11 protein-coding genes and 1 pseudogene are annotated in these 14,601 nt (G+C 56.3%); 7 read left to right on the top strand and 5 right to left on the bottom strand.

The features are described from left to right. The first annotated feature begins 421 nt into the window (after positions 1 to 421). The 6 genes from AC1DPR_RS16245 to AC1DPR_RS16220 are packed head-to-tail and all read left to right on the top strand — an operon-like array spanning position 422 to position 5,921. The gene (locus AC1DPR_RS16245) at positions 422 to 928 is read left to right on the top strand and encodes an acyltransferase (protein ID WP_477816697.1); all 507 of its coding nucleotides are present in this window, start codon (positions 422 to 424) and stop codon (positions 926 to 928) included. Next, on the top strand, positions 925 to 1,962 hold the full coding sequence (locus AC1DPR_RS16240; RefSeq protein WP_477816696.1) for a Gfo/Idh/MocA family protein: 1,038 nt from the start codon (positions 925 to 927) through the stop codon (positions 1,960 to 1,962). The genes AC1DPR_RS16245 and AC1DPR_RS16240 overlap by 4 nt, the downstream gene beginning before the upstream one ends. After that, complete coding sequence (locus AC1DPR_RS16235; RefSeq protein WP_477816695.1) at positions 1,959 to 3,065, top strand: DegT/DnrJ/EryC1/StrS family aminotransferase; 1,107 nt, start codon at positions 1,959 to 1,961, stop codon at positions 3,063 to 3,065. The genes AC1DPR_RS16240 and AC1DPR_RS16235 overlap by 4 nt, the downstream gene beginning before the upstream one ends. Continuing rightward, positions 3,055 to 3,762, top strand: a complete 708-nt coding sequence (locus AC1DPR_RS16230; protein WP_477816694.1) for an acyltransferase — start codon at positions 3,055 to 3,057, stop codon at positions 3,760 to 3,762. The genes AC1DPR_RS16235 and AC1DPR_RS16230 overlap by 11 nt, the downstream gene beginning before the upstream one ends. A 6-nt stretch (positions 3,763 to 3,768) precedes the next feature. Then, positions 3,769 to 4,743 (top strand): NAD-dependent epimerase/dehydratase family protein, encoded by a 975-nt coding sequence (locus AC1DPR_RS16225; protein WP_477816693.1) that lies wholly within the window; start codon positions 3,769 to 3,771, stop codon positions 4,741 to 4,743. Then, positions 4,740 to 5,921, top strand: coding sequence for a DegT/DnrJ/EryC1/StrS family aminotransferase (locus AC1DPR_RS16220; protein ID WP_477816692.1), 1,182 nt, complete (start codon positions 4,740 to 4,742; stop codon positions 5,919 to 5,921). The genes AC1DPR_RS16225 and AC1DPR_RS16220 overlap by 4 nt, the downstream gene beginning before the upstream one ends. A 376-nt stretch (positions 5,922 to 6,297) precedes the next feature. Here the strand turns inward: AC1DPR_RS16220 and AC1DPR_RS16215 are convergent. From AC1DPR_RS16215 to AC1DPR_RS16195, 5 genes and pseudogenes are all read right to left on the bottom strand, one after another. Then, positions 6,298 to 6,545 (bottom strand): annotated as a pseudogene (locus tag AC1DPR_RS16215) (IS66 family transposase); the annotation flags it as partial. Positions 6,546 to 6,600: 55 nt separating this feature from the next. Next, positions 6,601 to 8,112, bottom strand: coding sequence for an O-antigen translocase (locus AC1DPR_RS16210; protein WP_477816691.1), 1,512 nt, complete (start codon positions 8,110 to 8,112; stop codon positions 6,601 to 6,603). Between the two features lie 112 nt (positions 8,113 to 8,224). Continuing rightward, positions 8,225 to 9,544 carry a polysaccharide biosynthesis/export family protein gene (locus AC1DPR_RS16205; protein WP_477816690.1) on the bottom strand — a complete coding sequence of 440 codons (1,320 nt, stop codon included), beginning with the start codon at positions 9,542 to 9,544 and terminating at the stop codon, positions 8,225 to 8,227. A gap of 154 nt (positions 9,545 to 9,698) precedes the next feature. After that, positions 9,699 to 10,496: a CpsD/CapB family tyrosine-protein kinase gene (locus AC1DPR_RS16200; RefSeq protein ID WP_477816689.1), complete on the bottom strand. Its 798-nt coding sequence runs from the start codon at positions 10,494 to 10,496 to the stop codon at positions 9,699 to 9,701. A 64-nt stretch (positions 10,497 to 10,560) separates the two neighbouring features. Next, positions 10,561 to 11,985, bottom strand: coding sequence for a GumC family protein (locus AC1DPR_RS16195; protein ID WP_477816688.1), 1,425 nt, complete (start codon positions 11,983 to 11,985; stop codon positions 10,561 to 10,563). A gap of 761 nt (positions 11,986 to 12,746) precedes the next feature. On the opposite strand from AC1DPR_RS16195, the gene AC1DPR_RS16190 reads away from it, so the two are divergent. Then, positions 12,747 to 14,321, top strand: a complete 1,575-nt coding sequence (locus tag AC1DPR_RS16190) for a GMC oxidoreductase (RefSeq protein ID WP_477816792.1) — start codon at positions 12,747 to 12,749, stop codon at positions 14,319 to 14,321. The last annotated feature ends 280 nt before the right edge of the window (positions 14,322 to 14,601 follow it).

The raw sequence follows: 14,601 nt of genomic DNA, 5'->3' as shown, positions 1-14,601 counted from the left end.
ACCTGTGCAGAAGCTCGTTCAGCAACAACATGCGCAGAAAGGTGGGCGACGCCGGAAGCATGGCGCATCCTCGTGATTTGGTATTGGCTACCTCGAAACCACAGGAAGATCCTGGAGCGCAAATCAGCATGTATCCTGCGACAGTCCATTGAACGTCACCAGTGAAAACCCTTCCACAGAATTGTTCAAATTGGATAAGCAAGTATATCTCTGATTATAAACTTAGAATGTCTTTAATAAGAATAATAACACCATGAACAGTACCACTTTTGGGTGGCAGCAATACCGATTTTTGTTCGATTTACTGGATCCTGAGAAAGTTGTCTTCTTTTCCCTCGAAAGGCAAGGCGTTGTCGGCTCACTAGCCGCATCTTCGGCCGCCTTTGGGTATCGCGTATCAGTGGGAAGGGAACATCACGATATGATTGCACCAAGCGTTGCCTTAGGTGACGGCGTCGTTATTCACCATCCCGATCTGGTCAATCTATACGGCTGCACCATCGGTCGAGGAACACGGGTCGGCACGTTTGTCGAAATCCAGAAGAACGCCTCGATTGCAGGGAACTGCAAGATCTCCAGCCACTCTTTCATCTGCGAAGGCGTGACCATCGAAGACGGTGTCTTCGTCGGTCACGGGGTGATGTTCACCAACGATCTGCATCCACGCGCCGTCAACCTTGATGGTTCCCTGCAGTCCGACGCGGACTGGGCGGTCGTGCCGACACTGGTCAAGCGCTACGCGTCAATCGGCAGCAACGCGACCATCGTCGCCGGCATAACGATTGGTGAAGGCGCTCAGATTGGCGCGGGCGCGGTCGTTACCAAGGACGTGCCTGCCTACGCAATTGTTGCCGGTGTACCGGCAAGGATTATTGGTCGCGCAAAGGATGCGCCAGTCGAAGTCATTTCATCCGGGAGAAGAAGATGATCGGGATTGCCGTCGTCGGTTACGGGTATTGGGGGCCGAACCTGGTCCGGAATCTTGCAGAAACGCCGGGTGCGAAGCTCATCTGGGTATGCGACCTCAAAAAGGATCGCCTCGCCGGCGTCCAGTTGCGCTACCCCACGGTCCAGATTACGGACGACTTCGACGAGGTGTTGCGCGATCCCCGTGTTGACGCAGTCGCCATCGCCACCCCGGTGTCCGCCCACTACATGCTGGCGATGAAAGCGCTCATGGCCGGCAAGCACGTGTTTGTCGAAAAGCCCATGGCGTCAACGTCCGAAGAAGCTCGCCGGATGGTCGACGAGGCGGCGCGTCGCCGGCTCATTCTCGCGGTGGACCACACCTTCATTCATACAGGTGCGGTCCGCAAGATGCGGGAAATCATCGAGAATGGTCTTGGAGACATCTATTACTACGATTCCGTGCGCGTGAATCTCGGCCTCTTCCAGCATGATGTCAGTGTCATCTGGGATCTCGCCGTCCACGATTTGTCCATCATGGACTACGTGCTGCCGGAAAAACCAGTGGCAGTCTCGGCAACGGGCATGGGCCACGTTGCCGGAGAGCCAGAGAATATCGCCTATCTGACGCTCTTCTTCGAGAGCAAGCTGATCGCCCACATCCACGTCAACTGGCTCGCCCCCGTCAAGGTGCGCCGCACGCTGATCGGCGGTAGCAGCAAGATGATCGTCTATGACGATCTCGAGCCGAGCGAGAAGATCAAGGTCTATGACAAGGGCATCACTCTCAACGGCAATCCGCAGGCCGATGGCAAGAAGGTCCACGACATGCGCGTCGGCTATCGCACTGGCGATATGTACGCGCCACAACTTGATATGACGGAAGCGCTTGGACGTGAGCTCAAGCAGTTTGTCGATTGTGTCATGACAAATGGCCAGCCGATCGCCGACGGTCATGCGGGACTTCGCGTCGTTCGCATTCTCGAGGCTGCCACCCAGTCGCTCGCTCAGCGCGGACGTGTCATCGAGCTCGAACCCGCGAGGCTGATTGCATGATCCCCCTTCTCGATCTCAAGGCTCAGTACGCCGCCATCAGAAGCGAGGTTGAGCCCGCAGTGCTTCGCGTGCTGGCGTCGGGCCACTATGTCCTTGGCGAGGAAGTTGCTCGCTTCGAAGAGGAGTTCGCGGCCTATTGCGATGCCAAGCATGCGATCGCCGTCAACACCGGTACAAGCGCTTTGCATCTTGCGTTGCTTGCTGCCGGCGTCGGCCCCGGCGACGAGGTCATTACCGTTTCCTTCAGCTTCGTCGCGACCGCATCCGCCGTCTGCTATACCGGCGCCCGCCCGGTCTTTGTTGATGTCGAACCGGTAACGCTCACAATGGATCCGGCCAAGCTTGAAGCATCAATAACGCCTCGGACCAAGGCTATAATGCCTGTCCATCTCTATGGACAGATGGCCGACATGGACGCCATCAAGGCCATTGCTGACAAGCACGGAATTCCTGTCATCGAAGACGCCTGCCAAGCCCACGGCGCAGAATACAAGCAACGCCGTGCGGGAAGTATCGGCGTGTCGGGCTGCTTCAGCTTCTACCCCGGCAAGAACCTCGGGGCCTGTGGCGAGGGCGGCATCGTCGTCACCAACGACGATGAGCACGCCAAGACGATCAGGATGCTGCGAGACTGGGGCCAGGAGCAGCGCTATCACCATGCACTAAAGGGCTACAACTATCGCATGGATGAGATCCAGGGCGCGATCCTGCGCGTCAAACTTCGGCACCTGGAGGCCTGGACCGAAGCACGCCGGGTTCGTGCCAACCGCTACTCCGGCCTTTTGGCCGACTCGCGCTCGGTCAGCGCCCCCGTTGCGATGATGGATCGGCGCCACGTCTACCATGTCTACGCCGTGCGCTCGCGCGACCGTGAGCATCTCCAGCATTCGTTGCGGTCGGCTGGCATTCATACCGGCCTCCATTATCCGATCCCGATCCACCTTCAAAAGGCGCATCTCGATCTTGGATATCGTGCGGGAGATTTCCCGGTATCGGAAGCGGCGGCGCGTGAGGTCCTCTCGCTTCCGATCTATCCGGAGCTGACAATGAGGCAAGTCGATCAGATTGCAGCTGCTGTGGAGCAGGAAGCCTATGTCAGCTGACCCCGTCACCGGCGTGCGTCTTGTCCTGGCCGTGCATGGACGTCAACAAAGCTCCGTGGATCCTGATTATGTCGTTCATCTGGCCGAGGAACTGACACGCTCCTACGGTACAGCGGGCCTCGTCGAACTTTACGCGCGCTTTGCAACGGGCGACGGTTTCGTCGACGGTTTCATGCGCAAGACAATCTGGAAAAGCCTGGCGCGCGCTTGTGGCGACGGCTTGCAGGTCGGTAGCGGAGCCGGTTTCAAGCACCCGGAAACCTTCGAAATCGGCGACGGGGTGTTTATCGGCGCTCAAGCCTACATCCAGGGCAGATTCGACGGCACTTGTCGGATCGGAAACAACGTCTGGATCGGCCCGCAGGCCTATTTTGATGCCCGTGATCTCGTCCTTGAGGATCATGTCGGATGGGGGCCGGGCGCAAAGGTCCTCGGTTCGAGCCATACCGCAATTCCGGTCGACATGCCCATCATCCGCACCGACCTGGAAATCAAGCCGGTCCGCATCGGCGCATGGGCGGACATCGGCACCAATGCCACCATTCTCCCCGGCGTGACTATCGGCAAGGGCGCAATTGTCGGCGCGGGTGCCGTTGTCGTTGACGATGTTGCGCCTTTTGCTGTCGTTGCCGGCGTTCCTGCAAAATTCCTTCGTTGGCGAACAGATCAAAATTCAAGCGGACCAAATTCGGAGTGATAGAGTATGAAGAACAAGCGGATTTTGATCACCGGCGGCGCCGGTCTCATCGGTTCGCACATCGCGGATCTCGTCGCCCGCGAGGAACCCAAGGAAATCGTGGTCCTGGACAATTTCGTCCGAGGCAGGCGTGAGAACCTTGTTGACGCCATCGATCGGGCTCCGGTGACCATTGTCGAGGGCGACATCAGGGATCGCGCACTTCTCAAGGACGTCAGCCAGGGCATCGATGTCGTCTTCCACCAGGCCGCCATTCGCATCACGCAATGCGCCGAGGAGCCACGGCTTGCCTTTGATGTTCTGGCCGGTGGAACGTTCGACGTTCTCGAAGCGGCCGTGCAGGCTGGGGTTTCCAAAGTTGTCGCAGCGTCCTCCGCCTCGGTCCTGGGGCTGGCCGACACCTTCCCGACCACCGAGGAACATCACCCCTACAACAATCGGACTATTTACGGTGCTGCCAAAGCCTTCAACGAAGGCCTGCTGCGTAGCTTTGCGGAGATGTACGGCCTTCGCTACGTCGCGCTTCGCTACTTCAACGTCTACGGTCCGCGCATGGATGTCTACGGCGCCTATACGGAAGTTCTGATCCGCTGGATGGAGCGAATTGCCAGCGGCCTGCCGCCGATTATCCTCGGCGATGGCATGCAAACGATGGATTTCGTGCATGTGCACGACATCGCGCGGGCCAACCTGCTAGCCGCGAAATCCGATGTCACCGATGAGGTTTTCAACGTCGCAAGCGGTAGCGAGACGAGCCTCCGCGAACTTGCGGCCCTCCTGACCAAGGTCATGGGCTCTTCGCTGGAACCGCAATTCGGGCCGGCGCGAAAGGTCAACGCCGTGCCGCGGCGTCTCGCCTCGACTGCCAAGGCAGAGGAGCTTCTAGGCTTCAGCGCAAAGGTGACGATGGAAGAAGGCCTGCGCGATCTCGTAGACTGGTGGCGCCAGGAAAAGAGCCTGAACGCAGGAGAGGCAGCATGAGCCAGATCCCGGTTGCCAAGCCTGTTCTCGACGAGCAGGAGGTCGAGGCCGTTCGTCGCGTCATTCTGTCCGGCTGGGTCACCCAAGGCCCAGAGGTGGCTGCGTTCGAGGAAGAGTTCGCCGATTTTGTCGGTGCCAAGCACGCATGCGCTGTTTCCAATTGCACGACCGCGCTCCACCTTGCCCTGAAGGCGGTCGGTGTCGGCGCTGGCGACGAGGTCATCACCGTAAGCCACACCTTCATCGCAACCGCGAATGCGATCCGCTATTGCAGTGCTGTGCCTGTTTTCGTCGATATCGAGAAAGATGGCTACAATATCGATCCCGACTTGATCGAAGCGGCCGTCACGCCCCGAACGAAGGCCATCATTTGCGTCCATCAGCTAGGAATGCCCTGCGACCTGCGCCGGGTCGTTACGATCGCTGCTCGCCATTCCATTCCAGTGATCGAGGATGCGGCTTGCGCAACGGGCAGTGAAATTCTCTGGAAGGGTCGATGGGAAAAGATCGGCAAGCCTCACGGCGATATCGCCTGCTTCTCCTTTCATCCGCGCAAGGTGGTGACAACGGGCGACGGCGGTATGCTGACGACGGCCAATCCGGAATACGATCGAAAGTTCCGCTTGTGGCGGCAACATGGCATGAGCGTTACAGATGCGGTACGCCACGGTTCCAGCCAGGTCATCTTTGAATCCTACCCCGAGCTCGGGTACAACTATCGCATGACTGATATGCAGGCGGCCGTCGGCCGCGAACAACTCAAGCGCCTTCCCGCGATTGTCGCACGTCGGCGCGAGCTCGCCTTACAATACGCAGAGCAACTTGATGCGGTAACAGATATTGCCCTGCCGTTCGAACCCACATGGGCCCACAGCAACTGGCAAAGCTTTTGCGTCGGCCTGCTCCCCCATCTCGACCAGCGCGCGGTCATGCAGGAATTGCTGGATCGAGGCATATCCACAAGACGCGGGATCATGAATATCCATGTCGAAGAAGCATATGCGGACGGCGCATCGCATCGCATTTCAGGCAGCCTTGAACGAAGTCTCGCAGCCCAACAGAACGCTATCATTTTGCCCCTGTTCGTGCAGATGGGAGACAGTGAGTTGACCTCAGTCGCCGACGCGATGAAGGCAATGTTCCAGGTTTTCGAGCCAGCTGTCCAACGAGCGGTCTAGTTCCGCGGGCAGCCTTTCGCGGCGAGCGCTATAGCCAAGGCGTCGGCAGCGTAGTGTCAATGCATGGGACACCGCCTGGGCCACCGATGGCACCGAACTTGCGGCGGCGCAAGGAAGCGCCAAAATGCTCGGCCAACTCTGAGCTCTGGCAGGAAGCACTATTTCCAGCGTAACCATTCGGCCAAGGCCGCGCTAACGATGCCGGCGGTGAGTGACCCGCCCCCCCCGCGCTGGAAGCAGGTCAGGTCGGAGCAGCCGCGACCGACATGGCCGCATCCCAAGCTAGACTAAGACTTGGGCGTTGGAATCAAAGGACTGCGACGCCCTCGATACAAGTCGTAACGTCGCCACCGACCCAAATCCGATCTTCGACCTGCGCCCGCTCAGCGGCGTTGTTGGTGAGGCAGATCCGCCGCCACTCAGGAAGGACGTGAACCCGTCCCAGCGCTTCAGCATGCAGTCGATCGGCTCGGCCATCGGTGAACTGCGCGACAGCTTTGTTCGCTCAGATCGAAGCCAGGTCTCGAGCTCATCAGCGAGCGGACGGCTATCCTTCCGACGTCGTTGAGGCCCGTCGCTGGCGTAAAGCCCGTTGATCTCACGCTCGATGTCAAACAGCGCGTCGATGCAAGCCCCGCGGCGTCACATGGAAGGGCGCGGGCGGCGGCCACGCTTAGTGCTAGACGCTGCGAAATCCTTGGATCAGCGGGCGAATTGCTGGTGGGAACGTATCCTGAGGAAGAAGTTTGACAAGGACCCAGAGAGAATAAAGTCCAACCAATGCTGCAAGAACCAAACCCAGCATTGTTGCTTGCCACAACGGCAGAATCTCGAAGGCAGCGAACACGGCAGCAGAGATAGGAAGATAGGCCAGGATCAATCTTCGGTTTGCGGCCGTCCAGCGGAAATGCGTTAGGCGTCGAGCTATCCAGTAGAGCAGTATGCCATGCCATGCATAGAGACCAAAAAATGCAAAACCCGCTCCGGCAAGACCGTATTTCTGCACAAACAGCCAAGCAAGACCGACTTGGACCGAGGCGGCAGCGATTTCCGTCCAGAAGAAGATTGCCTTGGCGCCTTTGGCCAGCACAATGAATCCAATCGGCCAAGCGATGATACGCAGCATCATGCCCAGACAGATCCATCTCAGTACGACGACTGCTGCCTGAAAATCAGAAGAATAGAAGAGCGTCATGACCAGGGGAGCAAGCGTAAGGGTTGCTATCAAGCCGGGACCGGCAAGTAGCATACTTACTTCTGCCTGCTCGTTTACGAGGCGATTGCATTCGGCATTATCAAATGCGACGGCTGTCAGCCGAGGGTAGAAGTCGGTGCCCATGGCCTGCAGGATGAAGCCGGCGTACAGACCGCCAAGTGCCCATGCGGCTTGATAGAGCCCGGCGGCATGTATTCCGCTTTCGGAAGTGATGATAAGGCGAATGGCGTAGGCGCTACCCATCGTCAAAAAGCCGCTCGCCATGAAGACGACGCCAAGTTTGAAAAGCGCGCTGGTTTCGTGAAGCATTTGCGCCGCTGAAATCGAGCACTGAGCCATCTGGATTCGGCGACTAAACCACCACGAGGTTGCAAAGCTGGCAAAAGCCGCAGCAACTAAGGACGGCGCGATGCCGCGCTCCCCTAGGAAGTAGATCAGTGGGACGCCAACGACCAAACTGAACAAGCCTGTCAGTACACTCATTCGGGCAAGGCTTAAGATCTCACGCGTCCCTTGCAAGAGGGCGGCGCGACCTCCGGCAACCACCTGAAAAAACACCGCCAAGGATAGGATCATTATCCCGGATACGTGTTGGTAATCACCAAAGGTGAACTGCGCGATCCGCGAAGAAGACACCAGTAACAAAAATGCTCCCGCAAGACCGAGAAGCAACGAGGTCCAACGCACGACTGTTACAACCCGTGATGTCTGTTCCCTGTCTCCTCCGTCGGCGGCAGCAATCTGGCGAACACCGCTCGCGCTGATGCCGAGCCCGGCAACGGTCTGGGAGATGTCGACGATGGAGCTGAAAAGGGCCATTAGGCCGACACCCTCTGGACCGAGGAGCATAGCCATCGCTTTATTACGAAGGATTGAAAACCCCACATTGATGATTGACGAACCGCCCACCAACGTCGTTGATCTAAGTATCTGGCGATAGCTTTGGCCGCCGGCAGCGTTCTTAAATTGGGTCATTGTGCGCGACCGCCTTCCAGCACCGATAGGGCAGGTTCCGCAGGCGCGTGGAAGCCCACATCACAGAACACCAAAGGAACCGCTGTGACAAATTCGGGTACTCTGCCAGATGTCATTGGCTCGCCTGCGGTAGCGGTGCGGCTACGACTTCAGCTCCGGCAGCTTTGGTCTGAGTTGCAACAATGTCCCCCTGAGGACGATTCATTGTTACCTTGATGACGTCACCGGGCATCAAAATCGTTGTATCTGTTGCCGGAAAATTGTTGAGCTTGCCGCCTTCACGCCGCAAGACCTCAAAAGTCACACGTGGCTTCCCGTCAGGATTTGCAAGCGAAGGATTGGCGGAAAGCGTCTCAAGCAACAGCTTCTGGTTCGTCTCCCGCTTTAGCCGTTCCTGTGCCATCAGGGCGCGCTGTTGTTGCAAGTCAATAGCGGCTTGCGATCTGCGCTCGTCGGACAAACCCTGAAGGTCCCTGCTTGCTTTGCTAAATTCCTGCCGCGCACGCATAACGGCAGTCTCGAGGTCGAGTCGTTCCCCTTGGTCATTGCGCAAATCGCGCTCGGTGTCCATCTGCCGGGACGCCGTAGCGATACCACGCGTCACAAGCTGGTCAACTGTTGCCAATTTCGCTTCGCTAGATTTGATATTCGCTTCAACGTTTGTCAGTTTCTCTTCAAGCGAGCCGATTTCTTTCTCAAGCAAATCACGCAGCTCGGTCAATGATTTCGTCTGTTGCTCCATTGCTCTTCTTCGCGCAGAGAAGATCGTCTTTTCCTGATCAAAAATCGCAGTAGCAAATGGGTTGGTTTCGCTATCCGCTTGCGGAAAGCGAAGTTCGCTTGCATCGGACATCTCCGCCTCAAGGCGCGCGCTGCTAGCGGTGCTGCGCAAGATCGCGTCATCGCTTGCTCTGATTTCGCCAAGAAGGCGTGTGACTTGAAGCGAGCTTCCTACGGAGTCAGATCGAACCTCACCGCCGCTGGTTGCAAATGCTTGGATAACCGTAAGACCCGAGCGATATGGAAGTTCTCCCGGCCTCATGACATCGCCAACGACATAGACCGGAGGATAGCTGATGATTTCGACGGTCGCCTCAGGAGCAGAAACCAGACCAAGCTTGGTACGCAATCGCTCCGCGATATCAGCGGCCAAACCTGCGTTGTCATGATCGCCTATCGCCACTGACCCCAACACCGGCATTGAGACCGTCCCCATGTCGGAAATGGTATACTCACCGCTGATTGCTTCCCAAGGCTCATAGGCTCCTTTCGTGGGGACCCATTGCACTAAGGAAACCCGGATTTTCGACTGTGGCAGGAGTGCGTCGGCTTGCGCGACACCGGCCTGGAGTGCCAGTGGGGGGAAAATCAACATTGGCACGGCCATATTGCCGAGCGACAGTAACATAGAAAATGTCGTCTTAGCAGCCACAGAAACATCCCTCCACTCATTACACGACGAACGTAGACAATTTCTTTCCATGCTCCGAATTCATGCGAGAAATATAACTTCAAAAAATATGATTACCTTACTACGTATATTGTGGCAAATTTAGGTAACCATCACGATCTTTTACACTTGTTTTTTAATATCCGTACTTGTCTACAGTATATCTGCACTTGTTTAATACCACGCCGACGACATTTGTATTTGCGGAAAGCTCTTGCTCGCAGCGATCCACCTCACTGATCGTGCTGTATTCGGCCGCGACGACCAAGATAACACAATCTACATTTGGCAGAAAAGCCAGAACGTCATCGTTGGCAAGCATCGGCGGCAGATCACAAAGCAAAACGTCCGGCGCCATGGTTTGGTGAAGGCGCTGCAACTGGTCTTTAGCCTCGCAACTTTGCAACAGCTCTGCGGGGAATTCAGCGGGCCGATTGTTGGCAGCAATTGCCAAGTTCTCACCATGTCGCCTGAAAGTTTCGGATATGCTTGCGTTTCCACTCAGAAACGCCTCCATGGAGGCGGCATCCTTCATGCCGAGAGATTTCCCCACTTGTGGGCGACGAAGATCCAGGTCGAGAAGAAGCGTCCGGCACTCTTTCTGGTGGGCCAGACTGAAAGCAAGGTTTAGTGAAACGAACGTTTTCCCGCAAGCCGGCGTAGGAGACGTGATGGCTACGGATTTCCAATTGTTCTGCCGCAAGCGTTGCATCAATTTGGTGCGCAGCATATCAAAGGCAACGTGTTCGGGCATGGCTCGTTCGGCAGCCACAATGCGGTTCCGGGACAATAGTCCATAGTCTGCATGGAGTTCGGGCAAGGTCAGCCAATCCATTTGCATTGTTGCTCTTGATTCCAGTCCTCCCGTCCGAGGCAAACGTCCGCTCGCAAAGTGTTCTGCGGTTTCGTGAGTAATGACGTGTGGATATTCCATGCTACGCTTGACCCTTCCTTCCAGGGAATTATTCAACGTCATGCAAGTGCGTCGACACCTCGCATCAGCGAACTTTCGCTATGGAAAACGCGGATTCCATCCTCCTCCGTAAGCGACCCGCGTTTTTCGGTCCTTCGATATAAGGTATTACTCCCAACGGCTGGCTCTCGAGCAGGTACGCGAGTTCCTTGGGGCGCCGTATCGTCCGGTTGAGAAATTCGAGGAGCACAACGAGGATTGCACTCAGCGCAATCCCCGCAAACATGCCGGCCGCAACAATAAGCCTCCGCTTTGGTTTCAGTGGCGTTTCTGGCGGTGTGGCTTCCTCAAGAAGGATGAATCGGCCCCCATTTGAACGGGTTTCGACTTGCTCGCCAAGCGAGGCGTCGGCTCGCCGGGCCAAGGCAGCATCATATTGCGTTTGAATGTTCGCTCGGTTTCGCTCGAGTGAATTCAGGCTGTTTTCCGTAACCGGCGTCGCATCGATAGACTGCGTGACGCGTGCGATTTCGGTCGTAATCTTCGACCGTTCCGTCTCAATAGCCTGAAGACGCTTGTCGATGTCTGCCAACTGCAGTTCGATTCCCGAACGTGGTCCCGTGATTGTGTCGCGGTCCCCCTTGGATCCGCCAGTTGGCGCTGACTCGGTCTGCAGAGATGCGATGCGGGCGCGCAATCTAACGATGTTTGGGCTTGCTTCCGAGAAGATTTCCAATTGATCTGCAAGTGCCTTGTTCAAATCGGCCAGCGCTTGCTGCTTGGGTGCGACGGCCCCTACGGTGGTTTGGCCGGTTGCGGTAAATGTGTCCACCAAAATGCTTCGCCTGGTGATCAAATCAGCAGCTTCACGTTCCAGTGATGTCAGTCGCAGTTGTTGATTCTCTTGCTGTTGGCGGCGAAAACCCAAACTCTCCGGCAACGAAGTTTTGTTGTCCGTTTTGAACTTCAGCAGCTCCTTTTCTGCATTGCTGAGTTCGTTACCAAGTCTGGTCACCTCGGAATCAAAAAATTCCAGGGTATCCCCAGCGATACCCTTCCGCTGACGCTGGCTTGTAAGCAGGATGAGGGACGCAAGCTGGTTTGCGCCCTTTGCCGCCAGGACAGGCGTATCAGCGTCAAAAGCTACACTGAAAACGGCCGCAGCTCCCAGCCCCAACGCCTGTTGATCGAATACCAGGCGAGAACGCATATCCTTGACGATGTCGTCGGCCGGGGGCAGGACCTTTCCACGATAAAGTTCAAGTTGCTTGGCAAGTTCAACGAGATTGGCACGAGTCGTGATTTGCTGCTGAACGATCAGCAATTGGTCGAGCGAACTTGTCTGAACTGTCGGCTTTACCATTTCAGCAGGAATTTGCGGAGCTTCAATGAGGATTTTGGCGGTCGACCGATAAACCCGTGGCATCTGCAACGCAGCGACGATCGACAACGCGATCGTGGTGAGGATTATGACCACGATATACGGCAATCGGCGAACAACGATCGTCATGTAGAATTGTATGTCCGCAGCCGTCATATTCACACCCAACCCAAACTCGCACAACATTATTCCGCCAATATTCCTTGGCTTTACCCAGCACGATAGTTCTTCAATAGTATATCTTCGCGTCCGTCGACGCTCTTGCGCTCATCCTTTCGACTAGCGCCGCGCCTTATTCTCCTGTGGCGAGTAAGAAGCAGCGCGAGATCGACACAGTTGAGGATCGAAAAGCTATCCCGCCACACCTTCTCCACGGCACCCGAATTGAACGGACAACCGTTCTAAAAGCACCCAACTGAGTTCGGCGTCACGATATTCAGCTAAACGGCCAAACGGCTGAGCCTCTTCAACCATTGATCAAGCTGACTGCGCGCTGCATGCTTCGTAAGCTCTCGGAAATCGTAGAGCGTTGGATAGTTGCGAATTGCTGCGGTAGCGTCGGTAGCCGGAGGGCCTTCGGATTTGGGAGCCCCCATGAGTTGCCAATCTTGCGCTAATGCAAGGCAATCCCAAGGAGGAACCATAGTCGATTACCTGGCCCTAGGCTGTGAACACCGGTTGCATGAATGCAAAGTTTTGCAGCGCGCTAGTCATGCGCTTGCGGTTTTCACAATCGTCCGCGGTGTTCCGATGAAGAGCACCGCGAGGTGTTTTGGTAACCTCCTCGTTCGCGGCCGGATAAGGCCAAATTTGCAGTCACAAACGCACCCGGGTTTCCCTTGATCCATTCGACAATCGCCTCTGCCCCTTTGAACCAATACGATGCTTGCGTGGTGGGCTCGGGCCCAGCCGGGATCGTTTTCGCTCTTGAAATGGCTCGACTGGGAAAGAAGACCTTGGTTCTGGAATCTGGCGGCCTCAAGCCGAGTAGACGGCAGGCCGCCCTGTCAGACGCGGTGCTTCTGGATCCATCCAAACACGACGACATGTCGATTGCTGTTTCGAGGCAGCTTGGCGGCACCTCCAACTTGTGGGGCGGACGCTGCCAACCCTATGATCCCATTGACTTTCGATCAAGACCGGGAGTGGATGGACGATGGCCAATTGCGCTCGCAGACTTGGAACCATTTTATCCAATTGCCTGCCACTACCTGTCCGCCGGCAACCCCGTCTTTAAAGAGGCTGAACAAAATGAGCCAACAACCTCAGCGTTTGAGGTGCGCCTTGAGCGATTTTCGAATGCGCCAGCCATTCAAAGAGCGTTTTGGACCGATCTGGCATCGTCCGAACTTGTCGACATAAGGTTGGACTCGACAGTGACATCAATGGGCTACTCGGAAGGCGCCATTACCGACGTCACAGTTCGAGACCCAGGCGGCAGGGAAACGTCAGTTTCCGTGAAACGCCTTGTGTTGGCAAGTGGCGGCCTGGAAACCACGCGACAACTGCTGATCTTGCAAAGGAAACATCCGCACCTTTTCGGTGGCACAAGCGGCGCTCTTGGCAAGTACTACATGGGTCACATAATCGGTGAAATTGCCGATATTGTCTTTAACCACGAGGAAATCGCAAAGAAATTCGACTTCTTTCTCGATGGGAATGGATCCTATGCGAGGCGGCGTTTCATTCCGTCTGACGAGATACAGACAGCCGACAATCTGTTGAACGTAGCGTTTTGGCCAGTGGTCCCGCCTGTCGCAGACGCTCGCCACGGCAGTGCTACACTGTCCGCCGTATGTCTGGCTCTCGGCTTTGCGCCGCTGGGCCGCCTTTTGGTAGCTGATGCTATCCGGAAGCGACATATTCCGGAGTCAATTGATTGGTGGGGCCATGTTCGCAACGTTCTGCATGGTTTGCCAGAGGCGGTGGCCTACATTCCGTGGTTCTTCCGTCACAGATATTTTTCTTCGATGCGCCTTCCCGGTTTTTTCGTTCAGAATACAGGTAAGCGTTACGGATTGGCCTATCATAGCGAACATAGCCCGAACCCGGAAAGCCGCGTTTGGTTGTCTGATGAGGTAGACCCATATGCGATGCCTAAGCTCACCATCGATCTCCGGTTCGCTCGGAAAGATGCAGAAGCGCTATTGAGAGCACATGAGAGATTGAACCAATGGCTGGTGGATGCCCGCATTGGAAGGATTGAATATCGGCAACCATTCGCGGCTTCATCGGATGCAATTTTGGATCAAGCTTCGCATGGAACGCACCAGATTGGCACTGCTCGCATGGGAACAGATCGGCTGAACGGCGTCGTTGACAGAGATCTTTCAACTTTCGACTGCCGGAACCTCTATGTTGCCAGCTCCGCTGTTTTTCCCACATCCGGCCAATGCAATCCGACCCTGACGATTGCTGCGCTTTCGGCGCGCTTGGCTCAGAAATTGGCCAAGGAATGCAACTAGCCGGCCGCAAATTTGCGATGATGGTCGGAAGCGGCGAATCCTTAGCGCTTCCTTCGATCTTTCTTCCTTATCTTCCGTTTCCAGCTCGGGCGCTCGGCCCACCATCGCTCGCAGCAGCAGTCGAAGCGGGTCGTGTCCCGCCGAGTGGTGTAGTTCGGCGGTAGAGAAGCCGCTCGGGAGCGCGCCCTCATCAGCGCTGTAGCGAGCGAGCGGCGGTCATCGAAGTTCTCCGGTAAAGTCGGGTTGCTGACACCAACCTGATTGGAAGGAACCACCGCCG

It is taken from the genome of Rhizobium sp. 01T417 (assembly GCF_056398905.1).
This window is presented reverse-complemented; position numbering and strand designations above follow the sequence as displayed.